The organism is Pseudomonas sp. ITEM 17296, from assembly GCF_028895205.1.
Classification (GTDB): Bacteria; Pseudomonadota; Gammaproteobacteria; order Pseudomonadales; family Pseudomonadaceae; genus Aquipseudomonas; species Aquipseudomonas kermanshahensis.
The window spans coordinates 58,637-74,257 of sequence record NZ_WJRS01000030.1; the positions used below are offsets into that span (position 1 = coordinate 58,637).

Annotated in this window: 10 protein-coding genes; 5 read left to right on the plus strand and 5 right to left on the minus strand. The window is 63.4% G+C overall.

Translation table 11 applies throughout. From position 1 onward, the window contains the following. The first annotated feature begins 2 nt into the window (after positions 1 to 2). From GIB19_RS24360 to GIB19_RS24375, 4 genes are all read left to right on the plus strand, one after another. Positions 3 to 3,131 (plus strand): efflux RND transporter permease subunit, encoded by a 3,129-nt coding sequence (locus GIB19_RS24360; protein WP_027596749.1) that lies wholly within the window; start codon positions 3 to 5, stop codon positions 3,129 to 3,131. Positions 3,132 to 3,192: 61 nt separating this feature from the next. Continuing rightward, positions 3,193 to 3,768 carry a molybdenum cofactor guanylyltransferase MobA gene (gene mobA, locus GIB19_RS24365; RefSeq protein WP_274888330.1) on the plus strand — a complete coding sequence of 192 codons (576 nt, stop codon included), beginning with the start codon at positions 3,193 to 3,195 and terminating at the stop codon, positions 3,766 to 3,768. Between the two features lie 68 nt (positions 3,769 to 3,836). After that, positions 3,837 to 5,483 carry an MFS transporter gene (locus GIB19_RS24370; RefSeq protein ID WP_274888331.1) on the plus strand — a complete coding sequence of 549 codons (1,647 nt, stop codon included), beginning with the start codon at positions 3,837 to 3,839 and terminating at the stop codon, positions 5,481 to 5,483. Beyond that, positions 5,483 to 6,616: an HlyD family secretion protein gene (locus GIB19_RS24375; RefSeq protein ID WP_099429465.1), complete on the plus strand. Its 1,134-nt coding sequence runs from the start codon at positions 5,483 to 5,485 to the stop codon at positions 6,614 to 6,616. The genes GIB19_RS24370 and GIB19_RS24375 overlap by 1 nt, the downstream gene beginning before the upstream one ends. A gap of 538 nt (positions 6,617 to 7,154) precedes the next feature. Here the strand turns inward: GIB19_RS24375 and GIB19_RS24380 are convergent. Genes GIB19_RS24380 through fdnG form a run of 5 tightly spaced genes read right to left on the minus strand, consistent with a single transcriptional unit; the run spans position 7,155 to position 13,566 of the window. Further along, a complete protein-coding gene (locus GIB19_RS24380) occupies positions 7,155 to 8,030 on the minus strand; it encodes an AEC family transporter (protein ID WP_274888333.1) in 876 nt (291 codons plus the stop codon). Between the two features lie 56 nt (positions 8,031 to 8,086). Then, positions 8,087 to 8,989: a formate dehydrogenase accessory protein FdhE gene (gene fdhE / locus GIB19_RS24385; protein ID WP_274888334.1), complete on the minus strand. Its 903-nt coding sequence runs from the start codon at positions 8,987 to 8,989 to the stop codon at positions 8,087 to 8,089. Further along, positions 8,986 to 9,621, minus strand: coding sequence for a formate dehydrogenase subunit gamma (locus GIB19_RS24390; protein WP_099429468.1), 636 nt, complete (start codon positions 9,619 to 9,621; stop codon positions 8,986 to 8,988). The genes fdhE and GIB19_RS24390 overlap by 4 nt, the downstream gene beginning before the upstream one ends. Then, positions 9,618 to 10,502: a formate dehydrogenase subunit beta gene (fdxH, locus tag GIB19_RS24395; RefSeq protein ID WP_027596742.1), complete on the minus strand. Its 885-nt coding sequence runs from the start codon at positions 10,500 to 10,502 to the stop codon at positions 9,618 to 9,620. The genes GIB19_RS24390 and fdxH overlap by 4 nt, the downstream gene beginning before the upstream one ends. Before the next feature lie 13 nt (positions 10,503 to 10,515). Further along, positions 10,516 to 13,566 carry a formate dehydrogenase-N subunit alpha gene (gene fdnG / locus GIB19_RS24400; protein WP_274888336.1) on the minus strand — a complete coding sequence of 1,017 codons (3,051 nt, stop codon included), beginning with the start codon at positions 13,564 to 13,566 and terminating at the stop codon, positions 10,516 to 10,518. Positions 13,567 to 14,321: 755 nt separating this feature from the next. Here fdnG and GIB19_RS24405 point away from each other — a divergent pair. Next, positions 14,322 to 15,617 (plus strand): MFS transporter, encoded by a 1,296-nt coding sequence (locus GIB19_RS24405; RefSeq protein ID WP_027596740.1) that lies wholly within the window; start codon positions 14,322 to 14,324, stop codon positions 15,615 to 15,617. The last annotated feature ends 4 nt before the right edge of the window (positions 15,618 to 15,621 follow it).

Genomic DNA, 15,621 nt, shown 5'->3' on the forward strand with positions numbered 1-15,621 from the left:
TGATGCCGCACTTTTTCATTGACCGCCCAGTGTTCGCCTGGGTAGTCGCGTTGTTCATCCTGCTTGCCGGCGCCTTGGCCATCCCGCAACTGCCGGTGGCCCAGTACCCCAACGTGGCCCCGCCGCAAGTGGAAATCTACGCCGTGTACCCAGGCGCCTCGGCGGCGACCATGGACGAGAGCGTGGTCAGCCTGATCGAGCAGGAACTCAACGGCGCCGACAACCTGCTGTACTTCGAGTCGCAAAGCAGCCTGGGCAGCGCCACCATCACCGCCACCTTCGAACCTGGCACGCACCCGGACCTGGCCCAGGTCGATGTGCAGAACCGCCTCAAGGTGGTTGAGTCGCGCCTGCCTCGCCCCGTGACCCAGCAGGGCCTGCAGGTGGAGAAGGTGTCCACCGGCTTCCTGCTGCTGGCCACCCTGACTTCGGAGGACGGCAAGCTCGACGAAACCGCCCTGTCGGACATTCTTGCGCGCAACGTGATGAACGAGATCCGCCGCCTGAAGGGCGTCGGCAAGGCTCAGCTGTATGGTTCTGAACGTGCCATGCGGATCTGGATCGACCCGAGCAAGCTGATCGGTTTCAACCTCACGCCTAACGATGTGGCTGATGCCATTGCCGCGCAAAACGCACAGGTCGCCCCAGGCAGTATTGGTGACCTGCCCGCCCGCGGCACCCAGGAAATCACCGCCAACGTGCTGGTCAAGGGCCAGCTGAGCACGCCAGAGGAGTTCGCGGCCATTGTTCTGCGCGCCAACGCGGACGGGTCCACGGTGACCGTCGGCGATGTCGCCCGGGTCGAGATCGGCGCCCAGGAGTACCAGTACGGCACGCGCCTTAATGGCAAACCCGCGACCGCATTCAGCGTACAGCTGGCCCCCGGCGCCAACGCCATGGAAACCGCCGACCTGGTGCGGGCCAAGATGCAGGAGTTGTCGCGCTACTTCCCGGAAGGCGTCAAATACGACATCCCGTATGACACCTCACCCTTCGTCAAAGTGTCGATCCAGCAGGTGATCAACACGCTGTTCGAAGCCATGCTGCTGGTGTTCGCGGTGATGTTCCTGTTCCTGCAGAACCTGCGCTACACGCTGATCCCTACCCTGGTAGTGCCGGTGGCGCTGATGGGCACCTTCGCCGTGATGCTGGCCATGGGCTTCTCGGTCAACGTGCTGACCCTGTTCGGTATGGTCCTGGCCATCGGCATTCTGGTCGACGACGCCATCGTGGTGGTGGAAAACGTCGAGCGGATCATGGCCGAAGAAGGCCTGCCGCCCAAGGAAGCCACGCGCAAGGCCATGGGCCAGATCAGCGGGGCGATAGTCGGCATTACCCTGGTGCTGGTGGCCGTGTTCCTGCCGATGGCCTTCATGAAAGGGTCGGTGGGCGTGATCTACCAGCAGTTCTCGGTGTCGATGGCGGTGTCGATCCTGTTCTCGGCGTTTCTCGCCCTCAGCCTGACTCCAGCGCTGTGCGCGACCTTGCTCAAACCGTTGGGCAAAGGCGAGCACCACGAGCGCAAGGGCTTCTTCGGCTGGTTCAACCGACGCTTCGACAGCATGAGCAACGGCTATCAGCGCTGGGTGGTGCAAGCGCTCAAGCGCAGCGGTCGCTACCTGCTGGTTTACGGCGTGCTGCTGGCCGTGCTGGGCTATGGCTTCAGCCAACTGCCCACGGCGTTCTTGCCCACCGAAGACCAGGGCTACACCATCACCGACATCCAGCTGCCGCCAGGCGCCAGCCGCATGCGCACCGAGCAAGTAGCGGCGCAGATCGAAGCGCACAACGCGGAGGAACCCGGTGTCGGCAACACCACGCTGATCCTCGGCTTCAGCTTCTCTGGTAGTGGGCAAAACGCGGCACTGGCGTTCACCACGCTGAAGGATTGGTCCGAGCGCGGTGCCGATGACAGCGCCCAGTCGATCGCCGACCGCGCCACTATGGCCTTCACTCAGCTCAAGGACGCCGTGGCCTACGCCGTGCTGCCACCGCCCATCGATGGCCTGGGCGAGTCGACCGGTTTTGAGTTCCGTCTGCAGGACCGTGGCGGCATGGGCCACACCGCGCTGATGGCCGCCCGCGATGCGCTGCTGGCAGGTGCTGGCAAAAGCAAAGTGCTGACCAACGTGCGCGAAGCGTCGCTGGCCGAAAGCCCGCAGGTGCAACTGGAAATCGACCGTCGCCAGGCCAATGCCCTGGGAGTGTCGTTCGCCGACATCGGCGCGGTGCTGGATACCGCCGTCGGCTCCAGCTACGTCAACGACTTCCCCAACCAAGGGCGTATGCAACGGGTGGTGGTGCAGGCCGAAGGCGACCAGCGTAGCCAGGTCGAAGACCTGCTGAAAATCCATGTGCGCAACAGCAGTGGCAAGATGGTGCCGCTGGCGGCCTTCGTCCAGGCGAAGTGGGTCAGCGGCCCAGTGCAGCTGACCCGCTACAACGGTTACCCGGCGGTGTCGATCTCCGGTGAACCGGCGGCGGGCTACAGCTCGGGTGAAGCCATGGCCGAAGTCGAGCGCCTGGTCGCGCAGCTGCCGGCCGGAGCAGGCCTGGAATGGACCGGCCTGTCGCTGCAGGAGCGGCTGTCCGGCAGCCAGGCGCCGATCCTGATGGCGCTGTCGCTGCTGGTGGTGTTCCTGTGCCTGGCTGCGTTGTACGAGAGCTGGTCGATCCCCACTGCCGTACTGCTGGTGGTGCCGCTCGGGGTACTCGGTGCGGTGCTGGCAGTCACCCTGCGGGGCATGCCCAATGACGTGTTCTTCAAGGTCGGCCTGATCACCCTGATCGGCCTGTCGGCCAAGAACGCGATCCTCATCATCGAGTTTGCCAAGAGCTTGGTGGACCAGGGTGTCGATGCCGTCGATGCCGCGGTGCAGGCCGCCCGTCTGCGTCTGCGGCCGATTGTGATGACCTCGCTGGCGTTCATCCTCGGCGTGGTGCCCCTGGCGATCGCCACCGGCGCCAGCTCGGCCAGCCAGCAGGCGATTGGCACGGGTGTGATCGGCGGCATGCTCAGCGCCACCCTGGCGGTGGTGTTCGTGCCGGTGTTCTTCGTCGTGGTGATGCGCCTGGCCGGGCGCGGTCGCGGCGCTAAAGCCGAGGCGACCCCAGCACTTGACGCACGCTGACTGGACAAGCACCGCATGACATGGGAGGGTTCCTGGCATTGACTGCCCGGAACCCTTTTTCATGCCTGCCCCCCTGCCCCCCTGCTCCATTCTCATCCTCGCCGGTGGCCGCGGCCAACGCATGGGCGGCCGCGACAAGGGGTTACTGGCCTGGCAAGGCGAGCCATTGGTGGCGCATGTGCAACGCGTGGTACGCCCGCTGAGCGATGACCTGATCATTTCCTGCAACCGCAACCAGGACGCCTATCAAGCCTATGCTGACCAGTTGGTGGGCGATGCAGCCCCCGATTTCCCTGGGCCGTTGGCCGGGGTGATCGCAGGCCTGGCGGCGGCGCGGCACGCATGGGTGGTGGTGCTGGCCTGCGATGCACCGCTGATTGATCGGCCGTTGATCGAGGACCTGCTGCGGCTGGCGGTGGCCGGCGACAGTGCGGCGATGGTGCGCCAGGCAGGCTACTGGCAGCCGATGTTCAGTGTGCTGCCGCGCAAGGTGTTGCCGGTGCTGGAGCAGGCGTGGGCGGCCAATGAGCGAAGCTTGCAGAAGGCCCTGCTGAAAGGGGCTGTGCAAGCGCTGGCGTGTGCCGAGGATGATCCCCGTTTGAGCAACTTCAATAGCCCGGAAACACTGCAAAACTGACGCACGCCGCACGGCAGACTTGAGCCCAGACGGTGTTAATGCCCCAGCCCCTCACGTAAAGTCTGCCCATGGACAAATACGCCCCACGCCAGTGGCTCCCCCACGAAAAACCCAGCCTGCCCGGATCGCCGTCGACGCCTTTGCACTCGCCCGCCAAACGCCTGGCCTTTGGCCTGGTGGGCCTGTTGGTGGCGATCACCGGTGGGTTGGGCAACGCGCTGGTAACAGCCAACCTGGTGTTCCTGCAGGGTGCGCTGGGGGCGACCACCGCCGAAATGGCCTGGCTGCCGGCCGCCTATGTGATGACCAACGTGTCCATCAACCTGCTGCTGGTCAAGTTTCGCCAGCAGTTCGGCCTGCGTGCCTTCACCGAAGTGTTCCTGGTGCTTTATGCGCTGGTCACCTTTGGCCACCTGTTCGTCAATGACCTCAACTCGGCAATTGCCGTGCGCGCCGCCCATGGCATGGTTGGCGCCGCGCTGAGTTCGCTGGGCCTGTACTATATGATCCAGGCGTTCCCCGCGCAGTGGCGGCTCAAGGCCATGGTGCTGGGCCTGGGCGCCTCGCAATTGGCCTTGCCGCTGGCGCGGCTGTTCTCTGAAGACTTGCTGCAGATCGCCGAATGGCGCGGGCTATACCTGTTCGAACTCGGCTTGGCGTTGGCCGCACTGGGCTGCGTGCTGATGCTCAAGTTGCCACCGGGTGACCGCTTCAAGACCTTCGAGCCGCTGGATTTTATCACCTTCACCCTGATGGCCAGCGGCACTGCCCTGCTCTGCGCCGCGCTGTCGCTGGGGCGCATTGACTGGTGGCTGGACACGCCCTGGATCGGTGTGGCCCTGGCCGCGTCGATTGGCCTGATATTCAGCGGGCTGGCCATCGAGCACAATCGCCAGAACCCGCTGCTGATGACCCGCTGGCTGGGCAGCGGCACGATCATCCGCCTGGCCCTGTGCGTGATTTTGATCCGCATGGTCACCTCGGAGCAGTCCACCGGCGCGGTCGGTTTTCTGCAAGTGTTGAACATGGGCAGCGAGCAGATGCGCACGCTGTACGCGATCATGTTGTTGGGTGCGGTGGCGGGCCTGGCGACCAGCGCCTTGACCATCGACCCCAAGCACCTGGTGATCCCGTTGCTGGTGTCGCTACTGGCGATGGCCACCGGGGCATTCATGGACAGCAGCTCAAGCAACCTCACCCGCCCGGCACAGATGTACCTGAGCCAGTTCCTGCTGGCCTTCGGCAGCACGTTCTTCCTGGGCCCGTCGATGGCCCTAGGCATCAGCCATGTGCGCGCCAACCCGCGCAACCTGGTGAGCTTTTCGGTGCTGTTCGGCATCTGCAACAACCTCGGCGGCCTGATTGGCGCGGCGCTGCTCGGCACCTTCCAGACCTGGCGCGAGAAATTCCATTCCAGCCACCTGATGGACCGCCTCAGCTACCTCGAACCCCTGGTCAACGCCCGGGTGCAAAGCGGCGGTGGCGGCTATGCCGGCCTCCTTGCCGACCCCGCGCTGCGCAGCGAGGCCGGCATGCGCGTGCTGGCCAGTGCGGCCACCCGCGAGGCCAACGTGATGGCCTACAACGATGTGTTCATGCTGATCGGCAGCATCGCTATCCTGACCATGATCTGGATCTGCATCCGCAGCACCTGGCTCTGGTACACGGCCCGCAAGGCCACCTCCCCTGACTCTAGCCGCGGCGCGCCTACCTGATGACCGACGAAACCCGCACGACCACCACCACTGCCCTTGCTGAAACCCCAGAGGGCACGCCGCCGCCCAGTGAACCGACCAGCCCGGTACGCACGCGCCGGATGCGCATCCTGTCGTCGATCAGTTTTGCCTGTGTGGCCCTTGCCGGCATCCTGCTGGTGCTCTACGCCTGGCGCCTGCCCCCGTTCGGCAGCGCCATCGAGAGCACCGAAAACGCACTGGTGCGCGGCCAGGTGACGATCATCGGCCCGCAACTGAGTGGCTACATCGTCGATGTGCCGGTGCATGACTTCCAGTTCGTCAAGGCAGGCGACCTGCTGGTGCAACTGGACGACCGCATCTATAAGCAACGCCTGGCCCAGGCCATCGCCCAGTTGCAACAGCAGCAGGCGGCACTGGCCAATAACCTGCAGCAACGCAACAGCGCCGAGGCCACCATTGCCCAGCGCCAGGCGGCCATCGGCGATGCAACGGCCCAGGCGGCCAAGGCCAAGGCCGACCTCAGCCGTAACCAGGCGCTGGTCAGCGACGGTTCGGTGTCGCGCCGCGAGCTCGACCTAGCCCGTGCCAGCCAGGCGGCTGCTGTCGCCAGCCTGGCCCAGGCCAAGGCTGCCCTGGAAATCGCCCGGCAGGACCGGGAAACCGTGGTGGTCAACCGGGCCGCGTTGCAGGCCTCGGTGGAAAATGCCAAGGCCGCCGTCGAGCTCGCCCGTATCGACCTCGACAACACCCGCGTGACCGCCCCGCGCGATGGCCAGCTGGGGCAGATCGGCACGCGCCTGGGGGCCTACGTGAACTCCGGTGCGCAACTGATGGCGCTGGTGCCTGATACTCTGTGGGTGATCGCCAACATGAAGGAAACCCAGATGGCCGCGGTGCGCATCGGCCAGCCGGTGAGTTTCACCGTGGATGCGCTGAACCACCAGAAGCTGTACGGCCATGTGCAGCAGATTTCGCCGGCCACCGGCTCCGAATTCGCCCTGCTGCAGGCCGACAACGCCACTGGCAACTTCGTCAAGATTGCCCAGCGGATCCCGGTGAGGATCACCGTGGATGCCGACCAGCCAGAGGCGAAGCGGTTGCGGCCAGGGATGTCGGTGGTGGTCAGTATCGACACCCGGGATGCGCAGTAGATTCCGTGTAGGAGCAGCCTTGTGCTGCGAAGAGGCCGGTGAAAACACAGTAGATCTTCGCTGCTTTTACTGGCCTCTTCGCAGCGCAAGGCTGCTCCTACACAAAGCGCGTATGACATGGCAGCGCGCTACAGCAGCCAGGCGAATGACAACACCGTTGAAAATCACCAGATGGTCAGCATCGACACCCGGGGCACGCAGTAGATTTCGCTGTAGGAGCAGCCTTGTGCTGCGAAGAGGCCGGTGAAAACACAGTAGTTATTTGCTGCTTTTACTGGCCTCTTCGCAGCGCAAGGCTGCTCCTACACAAAGAGCGTATGACAAGGCAGCGCGCCACAGCAGCCGGGCGAATGACAACACCGTTGAACATCACCAGGTGCTCAGCATCGACACCCGGGATGCGCAGTAGATTTCAGTGTAGGAGCAGCCTTGTGCTGCGAAGAGGCCGGTGAAAACACAGTAGTTATTCGCTGCTTTTACTGGCCTCTTCGCAGCGCAAGGCTGCTCCTACACAAAGCGCGTATGACAAGGCAGCACGCTACATCCACCCCGCCAGCACAATCGGCAACCAGGCGAATGACAGCACCGTGGAACACATCACCAGGTTCGCCACCTGCTCCGGCGAGCGGTTGGCGCGCACGGCCATGAGGTAATTGAACACCGCCACCGGCATCGCCGATTGCACCATCAATACCGCACGCTCCAGGGTATCCATGCCCAAGGCCACGCCAACCGCCCACCCCACCGCCGCGCCCAGGCCGATGCGCAAACCACCCAGCAGCATGCCGCTGCCCACATGGCGCAGGCGAATGCTGGCCAGCGAAACGCCCAGGGTCAGTAGCATCAGCGGGATGGTCATGCCGCCGAGCAGGTTCACCGTATTGGCCAACCAACGCGGCAATTCGAAATCCAGAAAGATGATCGGCATCGCGCCCGCCAGGCTGATCACAATGGGGTTGCGGACCAGCGCCTTGAGCGAAGCTGCCGTGCCGGAGATGGCCATGCCGACCGTAAACTGCACGATCGACAGGGTCAGGAAAAACGCCACCGCCAGGGCCAGGCCGTGCTCGCCGAAGGCATACAGGCTGATCGGCAGGCCCATGTTGCCGGTGTTGGGGAACATGAACGCCGGCAGCAGCACACGCCAGTGTAGCCCCGAGGCACGGCTGACCAGCAGGCCTGCCAGGGCCATGCCCAACGTGCACAACAGGCAGGCCAGCGCCATGCTGGTAAATGCCGTTGGGTCCAGTTCCGTGCGGCTCAAGGTCGACAGCACCAGCGACGGTGTGCCGACCGTCATCACCAGCCTGGCGATGAACTCCGTAGGGTAGTCCAAGCCTTTGCGGGCCCAGGCAAAACCAATGCCGGCAACGATGAACACAGGTGCCAGAACGGCGAACAACGATGCCAGCATGAGCCTTACCTTCCTGGTGTGCGAAAGGCGTCAGTATGCCGCAGTCCTACGCTGCTTCAACCCGGAAACATAAATGGGTTGATACTGCTACGGGCAAAGCCTTGCCCTTCAAGCTCGGCATCCAGCTGCAAGGAGGCCAAGTCATCGGCGACAGGCTCCAGTGCCGGGTCGTGCTCGTAATAAAAGGCCTTCAGGTAGCTTTCGCAGTCACCGCAGCTTTCTGCTTTGACCACACTGTCCTGACGCTCCAGCGACCAATAGTCCAGCTTACCGGTGTGCTCGCAGTTGCTGCACTTGACCCGCACCATGTGCCAGCGACTCTCGCACAGCCCGCAGTGCAGGTAGCGCAGCCCAGCACGCTTGCCAGTGAGGATGACGCTGGCCACCGGCGCGCTGGCGCACACTGGGCAGAACTGGCGATGCTCGCCCACCGCCGCATGCGCATGCGCTGGCAAGGCCGCAGCCAGTTGCACGAAGTACAGCCCCAGGGCGGCCCACAAAAACACCGCCTCGCCGCTGTTCACCTTGCCATATTGGCCCTGCAGCAAGTCTTGGGCGCAGGCTTCGCGCTGATCGGCGCTCAGCGCGGCGAGCCTGTCCAGGGCCGCGCATACCGGGTCGCTGGCTTCAGTGCGCAGGTCCTCGAGCAGATGCTCGAGCATTTGCTGCCAGTAACCTGAGTGCAACTGTGTCGATAATGGCGCCTCTGCGCCCAGCCGCTCAGTCAGTGCCTCAAGCACGTTGGCCGGCACGGGAAAACGATCGAGCAAACGCTGCTGGGCCTGCGCGATGGTGGCGGCGAACTCCAGATAGTCGGCTTGCTCATGCCCCTGTGCCAAGTGACGCAAACGCGCCGCGCGCTTGGCGAAGTGCTGGTCCAGTTGCGGCAGCAACAAGGCGCTGATGGTGCCCACGCCCCCGGTGGGCTGCTCGACCGCCGTCAGTTTGATGCTGCTCATTTCTTCTCGCTCTTGCTGTTGATCTGCTGATACCAGCGATCGTGGTGCGACTTGGCCCAACTGCGTGAGACATAGCCGGTGATCATGCCGCGAATCGAACCTTTCACCCAGAACGCCAGGTACGCATGGCCAATGATCAGCAGGATCAGCGAGATGCCTGCCAGTGCGTGGGTAAACAAGGCAATCCGAATCAGCGGGATGCTGAAGTAGTCGGCAAACCACGGCCGCCAGATGATCACGCCACTGAGCATCAGCAAGGTGATCAGGCCCATGATCCCCCAGAACAGGATCTTCTGGCCGGCGTTGTATTTGCCGATGCGCAGCGGCTGGCTGTGGTCGCCTGCCAACACGCGCTTGACGTTGCGAAACCAGATGCCGTCTTCACGCTCGGGCAGGTTGTACCTGACGAAGCGCACGAACAGGAACATCAGCACAACGAACACCACCACCCCGAAAAACGGGTGAAGGATACGCGCCAGCTGCGGTGTGCCAAACACGCCATTCAGCCAGTTCAACGACGGGAAAAACCACGACAGCCCCGACATCGCCACCAGGAAGAAACAGATGACCATGAACCAGTGGCTGGCCCGGTCGATGAAGCGCGTGCGCAGAATCAATCGGTCCTTGTTCATACCAGGGTCTCCTTGTCGTCTTCCTCGACTTCGTTGGGGCCAACGCCGATGTAGTGGAACACCGTGCCCGCCAAGGTGGCGAAGAATGCCGCGGCGGCCACCGGTTTGAGCCAGCCTTTCCAGCCCTCGATCGCACTGCTGATGCGCGGGTCTGGGTTGAGCTTGTGGTACAGCTGCGGCTTGTCGGCGTGTTGCAGCACGTAGAACACATGGGTGCCACCGACGGCCTGCGGGTCGTAAATGCCGGCACCGGCGAAGCCGCGGCCTTGCAGTTCACTCACGCGTTCTTCGGCCTGCACCAGCATGTCAGCCTTGCTGCCGAAGTTGATCGCGCCGGTCGGGCAGGTTTTCACGCAGGCCGGTTCCTGGCCCACGCTGACCCGATCAACGCACAGCGTGCACTTGTAAGCCTTGTTGTCCTTCTTGCTGATGCGCGGTACATCGAACGGGCAACCGGCCACGCAGTAGCCGCAGCCGATGCAATGCTCGGACTGGAAATCGACGATACCGTTGGCGTACTGGATGATCGCCCCCGGTTGCGGGCACGCCTTGAGGCAGCCCGGGTCGGCGCAATGCATGCAGCCATCCTTGCGGATCAGCCATTCCAGCTTGCCGCTTTCGTCCTGGTGCTCGTCAAACCGCATCAGCGTCCAGGTGTCTGGCGTGAGGTCGGCCGGGTTGTCGTACACGCCGACGTTGTGGCCTACCTCGTCACGCAGGTCGTTCCATTCGTTGCAGGCCACTTGGCAGGCCTTGCAGCCGATGCAGATGCTGACGTCGATCAGCTTGGCCACCTCGGCCTGGTGATCGCGGGCACGCGGCGCGGGGGTGAAGGCGTTGGTCGCCGAACGGCGAATGATGTCTTGGGATTGCAGGGACATGTGCGTCGCTCCGTCAGGCCTTTTCCACGTTCACCAGGAACGCCTTGTATTCCGGGGTGTTGGTGTTGGAGTCACCCACCCCCGGGGTCAGCGTGTTGGCCAGGAAGCCTTTGCGGGTGGCACCCTCGAAGCCCCAGTGGCACGGGATGCCGATGGTGTCGACCATCTGGCCGGCGACCTCTAGCCGCTGGACCCGCTTGGTCACCACCGCCTTGGCCTTGATGTAGCCGCGCTTGGTGCTGACCCGCACCAGGTCGCCCTGGACGATGCCTTTTTCCTTGGCCAGCACTTCGCCGATCTCGATGAACTGCTCGGGCTGGATGATCGCGTTGAGCCGCGAATGCTTGGTCCAGTGGCGGAACAACTCGGTGATCGAGTAGGTGGTGGCCACGTAAGGGAACTCCTCACGGCTGCCCATCCGCGCACGGTCGCTTTCATACAGGCGTGCGGTCGGGCTCTTGCTGACATTGGGGTGCAGCGGGTTGGACGCCAGTGGGCTTTCGATCGGTTCGTAATGCTCAGGGAACGGCCCATCGTTCATGGCGCCAACCGAGAACAACCGGCCTACCCCTTCGGGCAGCATGATGAACGGGTTGACGTTGCTGCCTGGCGCGGCGGTTACCGGATAGTCCGGGACATCGCTGCCGCTCCAGCGGCTGCCATCCCAGGCAATGATCTGGCGCTTGGGGTCCCAGGCGTTGCCCTGCGGATCGGCCGAGGCACGGTTGTAAAGAATGCGCCGATTCTGCGGCCAGGCCCACGCCCAACCTGGGGTGCAGCCCAGGCCGCTGTCAGCGTTGTCGCGGCGGGCCATCTGGTTGCCGGCCTCGGTCCAGGAGCCGGCGAACACCCAGTTGAAGCACGCGGTGCTGCCGTCATTGCGCAATTGGGCGAAGTTGTCCAGCAACTGGCCTTTGCGCAGCACCAGGTTGCCCTTCTCATCATGCAGGTCCGCCAGGGCGTAGCCGTTGGACTCTTTGGCGACTTCTTCTGGCTCTGGATCGTAGGGGTTCTTGTAGTCCCAGGCCATGTTCAACACAGGCTCGGGGCATACGCCGCCCTCGTCGCGGTACAGCTCGCGCAGCTTCATGAACAGGTGGCCGAGGATCTTGCCATCGTGCCAGGCCTCACCGGGCGGGGCCGCCCCGGCCCAGTGCCATTGCAGCCAGCGGCTGGAGTTGACGATCGAGCCGTTCTCCTCGGCAAAGCAGCTGGAAGGCAGGCGGAAGACCTCGGTCTGGATCGCCGCGGGGTCGACGTCGTTGGACTCTCCGTGGTTCTGCCAGAAGCTCGACGTCTCGGTCGCCAGCGGGTCGATGATCACCAGGAACTTGAGCTTGGCCAAGGCCTCGGCGGCCTTGTTCTTGTCCGGGAAGGCCGCGATCGGGTTGAAGCCCTGGGCAATGTAGCCGTTGACCTTGCCTTCATACATGCGGTTGGAATAGTTGAGTACGTCGTAGCTGTCGTCCCACTTGGGCAACCAGTCGAAGCCCCAGTTGTTCTCAGGGGTGGCCTTGTCGCCCCACAGGCTCTTCATCAGGCTGATGAAAAATTTGGGCGTGTGCTGGTAGTAGTTGACCTGCCCGGGCAGCTGGGCGCTGGGCGTGGTTTCTTTCAGGTAGGTCTCGACCGTGGTCTGGTTGTCGGACGGCAGGTTCATGTAACCCGGCAGGCGTTGCGACAACAGCCCCAGGTCGGTGTAGCCCTGGATGTTGGAGTGCCCGCGCAGGGCGTTGACGCCGCCACCGGCCATGCCGATGTTGCCCAGCAGCAGTTGGATCATGCCCGAGCCGCGGATCATCTGGGCGCCAGTGGTGTGGTGGGTCCAGCCCAGGGCATAGAGGAAGGTGGCGGTCTTGTCCGGTGCGCTGGTACTGGCAAGGATCTCGCAAATCTGCAGGAAGTCGTCCTTTGGCGTACCGCACAGCTCGCTGACCCGCTCCGGCGTGTAGCGGCTGACATGCTGCTTGAGCAGGTTGTACACGCAGCGCGGGTGGCTGAGCGTCACGTCACGCTTGGCAAAGCCCTGCTCGTCGAGTTCATAGGCCCACGAGCTGCGATCGTAGCGCCGGGTGTTGGCGTCGTAGCCGCTGAACAGGCCGTCGTCGAAACTGTAGTCGCTGCGCACGATCAGGCTGGCATTGGTGTAAGCGCGCACGTACGCGTGCTGGATACGGTCATGGCTGATCAGGTAGTTGACCACCCCCATCAGGAAGGTGATGTCGGAGCCTGCGCGAATGGGCGAATACAGGTCGGCCACTGCAGCGCTACGGTTGAAGCGCGGGTCGACGACGATCACCTTGGCACCGTTGCGGATCTTCGCCTCGATCACCCATTTGAAGCCCACCGGGTGCGCCTCGGCGGGGTTGCCGCCCATGATCAGTACGACGTTGGCATTCTTGATGTCCACCCAGTTGTTGGTCATGGCGCCACGGCCAAAGGTGGGCGCCAGCGCCGACACGGTCGGGGCGTGGCAGACCCGCGCCTGGCTGTCGGTGCCGAGGATGCCCAGGGCGCGGGTAAAGCGCTGGTCGAGCGAGCCGGTTTCGCTGCTGGCCGCCGAAGAACACAGCATGCCGGTGGACAGCCAACGGTTGACGGTAACGCCCTTGGCGTTTTTCTCGATGAAGTTGGCATCGCGGTCAGCCTTCATCAAGCGGGCGATGCGCTCGATGGCATGGTCCCAGGTAATCCGCTGCCACGTGTCCGAGCCTGGCGCGCGGTACTCCGGGTACAGCAGGCGCTGTTCGCTGTGGATGTAGTCCACCAACCCTGCCCCTTTCGGGCACAGCGAACCTCGGCTGACCGGGTGGTCCGGGTCGCCTTCGATGTGGAAGATGCGTGCCTTGGCGTTTTTCGCGCCGTCGCCCAGGCTGTACATGAGGATGCCGCAGCCTACCGAGCAGTAGGTGCAGTTGTTGCGGGTCTCTTTGGCGCGCAACAGCTTGTATTGGCGTGACTGGCTGGCATTGGCCACTGCCGGGGCAAAGCCCAGCGACACCGTGGTCGCTGCCGCCGCACCGGCCGTGCACAGTTTGAAAAATTGTCGTCTGCCAAGTGCCATGGGATCTCCTCATCTCGGCCCGGTTAAATACCGGGCACACAGGCGTTACTTATCAACGGGTGTTATCGGCTGGTCGTTCTAATTCGGTGACGGGCACAAGTCAGGGGCAATAGAAATCTACAGCGCGCTATTAACACGCAACTTCTTTTGCAACTACTAAATGGACTGCGTCATCACACGTTTATCGAGGCGCCCCTTGCGGGCCGCGCCCGCCATTGTAGTGGCAGGATGCCGCAGGGACCAATTGAGCGGCTTGATTGCTTGATAAGTTCTGTCGATCAACAGGCTGATACGGTAATTAATTACATACCTGTATTGATCCAGATCAACAAATACTCACTGCCCGCCGCCAAAACAATGAATCAATACGACTAAAGTTATTTTTCTATACAAATTATTATTAAGCGGGCTAATTAAGCCTGTACGTCGCGACGCCCTGCGGCGTCTCGTCGCAGGCCAATGCCCCTTGGGCAAAAGGTTGCAAGCACGTAGAATCGCGGTTCCTTTTCGCCCGTCGCCTTGAACGGTGGCAACCGGCAGCAATGACAGAGTCCGCGCCTGAACACATGACCGCCCATGTGAAATAGGCTCAACCGACCCCGCCCGGCCCAGCTCCCTTACGGCCCAGCGGTTGAGTCTTGCCCAGGTCGCATCCAGCCCAGGCACATCCGTGCAGCCCCTTGGCCCCCTTTCGGGCCCAGCTGGCGTGCGCGTCCGAAGAGGCGCTCATTCCGCTCATCCAACTTGAGGTACGTATGTCTCCGCGTTTGCTGGCCATGGCGCTGGCGCCCCTGCTCGGGCTGTTCATCATTGCCCTGGGCAACGGTTTCATGTCTTCCCTGACCACCCTGCGCCTGGGCGCGGCCGGTGAATCAGCCACCACCATCGGTATCGTGTCGTCCAGTTACTTCATTGGCTTGACCCTTGGCGCGATCTTCAATGACCGGCTGATCCTGCGCATCGGCCATATCCGCGCCTACACCAGCTTCGCCTCGCTGATCGCCGCGACCATCCTGCTGCAAGGGCTGTTCTACGACACCACGTGGTGGTCGATCCTGCGCCTGATCAACGGCTGGGCTGCGGTGGGCGTGTTCCTCGTGATCGAGAGCTGGTTGCTGCTGGCCGGTGACGCGAAAATCCGTGGCCGCCTGCTGGCGCTGTACATGATTGCCTTCTACGGCGCCGGCGTTATTGCCCAGGCAGGCCTTGGCGAAATTACCCGCCTGGGCGACACCGCGCCATTCATGCTCGCGGGTATGCTCGCGGCGCTGTCGGTGCTGCCGATCGTGATCCTGCCGCGGGTGTCGCCACTGCTGGACCAGGTCGAACCGCTGAAGCCCCGCCAACTGCTGGGGGTCGCGCCGTCGGGCCTGGTCGGCTGCTTCGGTTCGGGGGTGGCGATTGCCGGCATTTATGCGCTGCTGCCGCTGTACCTGCAACGTATTGGCCTGGACGTGGGCGAAGTCGGCAGCATGATGGCCTGGGTGATCCTGGGTGCGATGCTGCTGCAGTACCCGGTTGGGCGCTGGTCCGACCGCAAGGACCGCCAGGATGTGCTGATTGCCCTGGCCGGCCTGTGCGTGGTGCTGTCGTTGATTACGGTGTTCTTGCCGTCTGAATCGTCATTGCTGCCCGCAATGCTGTTCCTGCTGGGTGGCGGCGTGTTCGCCCTGTACCCGGTAGCGGTCAGCCACGCTGCCGACCGTGCACCGTCCGACGCGCTGGTGCCGATGATCCAGGGCTTGCTGCTGATCAACTCGCTGGGTTCGGCGCTGGCGCCGCTGGCGATTTCGCCGATGATGACGTCGTTTGGCGAGGCCGGGCTGTTCTGGGCCTTTGCAGTGGTCAACCTGGCCATGGTCAGCTTCTTCCTGTGGCGCCGAGGCAAGCGCCCGGCAGCCGAGCACCCGGCGCCGTTCGCGGCGTCCACCACCTTCTCGCCCACCGGTGCCGAGTTGCGAGTGACTGAAGACCTGATGCATGCCGCGCAGGAGCATCCACCTTTGGAGCCGGTGCAAGGCACAGGGGCAGCGCAAGCCGAAACCCGATGACCCC

Bases quoted from the DNA above. Each gene is read 5' to 3' on its own strand.
- fdnG (WP_274888336.1), bottom strand. From the start codon at position 13,566: ATGGCACTTGGCAGACGACAATTTTTCAAACTGTGCACGGCCGGTGCG.
- GIB19_RS24370 (WP_274888331.1), top strand. From the start codon at position 3,837: ATGGACAAATACGCCCCACGCCAGTGGCTCCCCCACGAAAAACCCAGC.
- GIB19_RS24360 (WP_027596749.1), top strand. From the start codon at position 3: ATGCCGCACTTTTTCATTGACCGCCCAGTGTTCGCCTGGGTAGTCGCG.
- GIB19_RS24405 (WP_027596740.1), top strand. From the start codon at position 14,322: ATGTCTCCGCGTTTGCTGGCCATGGCGCTGGCGCCCCTGCTCGGGCTG.
- GIB19_RS24390 (WP_099429468.1), bottom strand. From the start codon at position 9,621: ATGAACAAGGACCGATTGATTCTGCGCACGCGCTTCATCGACCGGGCC.
- mobA (WP_274888330.1), top strand. From the start codon at position 3,193: ATGCCTGCCCCCCTGCCCCCCTGCTCCATTCTCATCCTCGCCGGTGGC.
- GIB19_RS24375 (WP_099429465.1), top strand. From the start codon at position 5,483: ATGACCGACGAAACCCGCACGACCACCACCACTGCCCTTGCTGAAACC.
- fdxH (WP_027596742.1), bottom strand. From the start codon at position 10,502: ATGTCCCTGCAATCCCAAGACATCATTCGCCGTTCGGCGACCAACGCC.
- GIB19_RS24380 (WP_274888333.1), bottom strand. From the start codon at position 8,030: ATGCTGGCATCGTTGTTCGCCGTTCTGGCACCTGTGTTCATCGTTGCC.
- fdhE (WP_274888334.1), bottom strand. From the start codon at position 8,989: ATGAGCAGCATCAAACTGACGGCGGTCGAGCAGCCCACCGGGGGCGTG.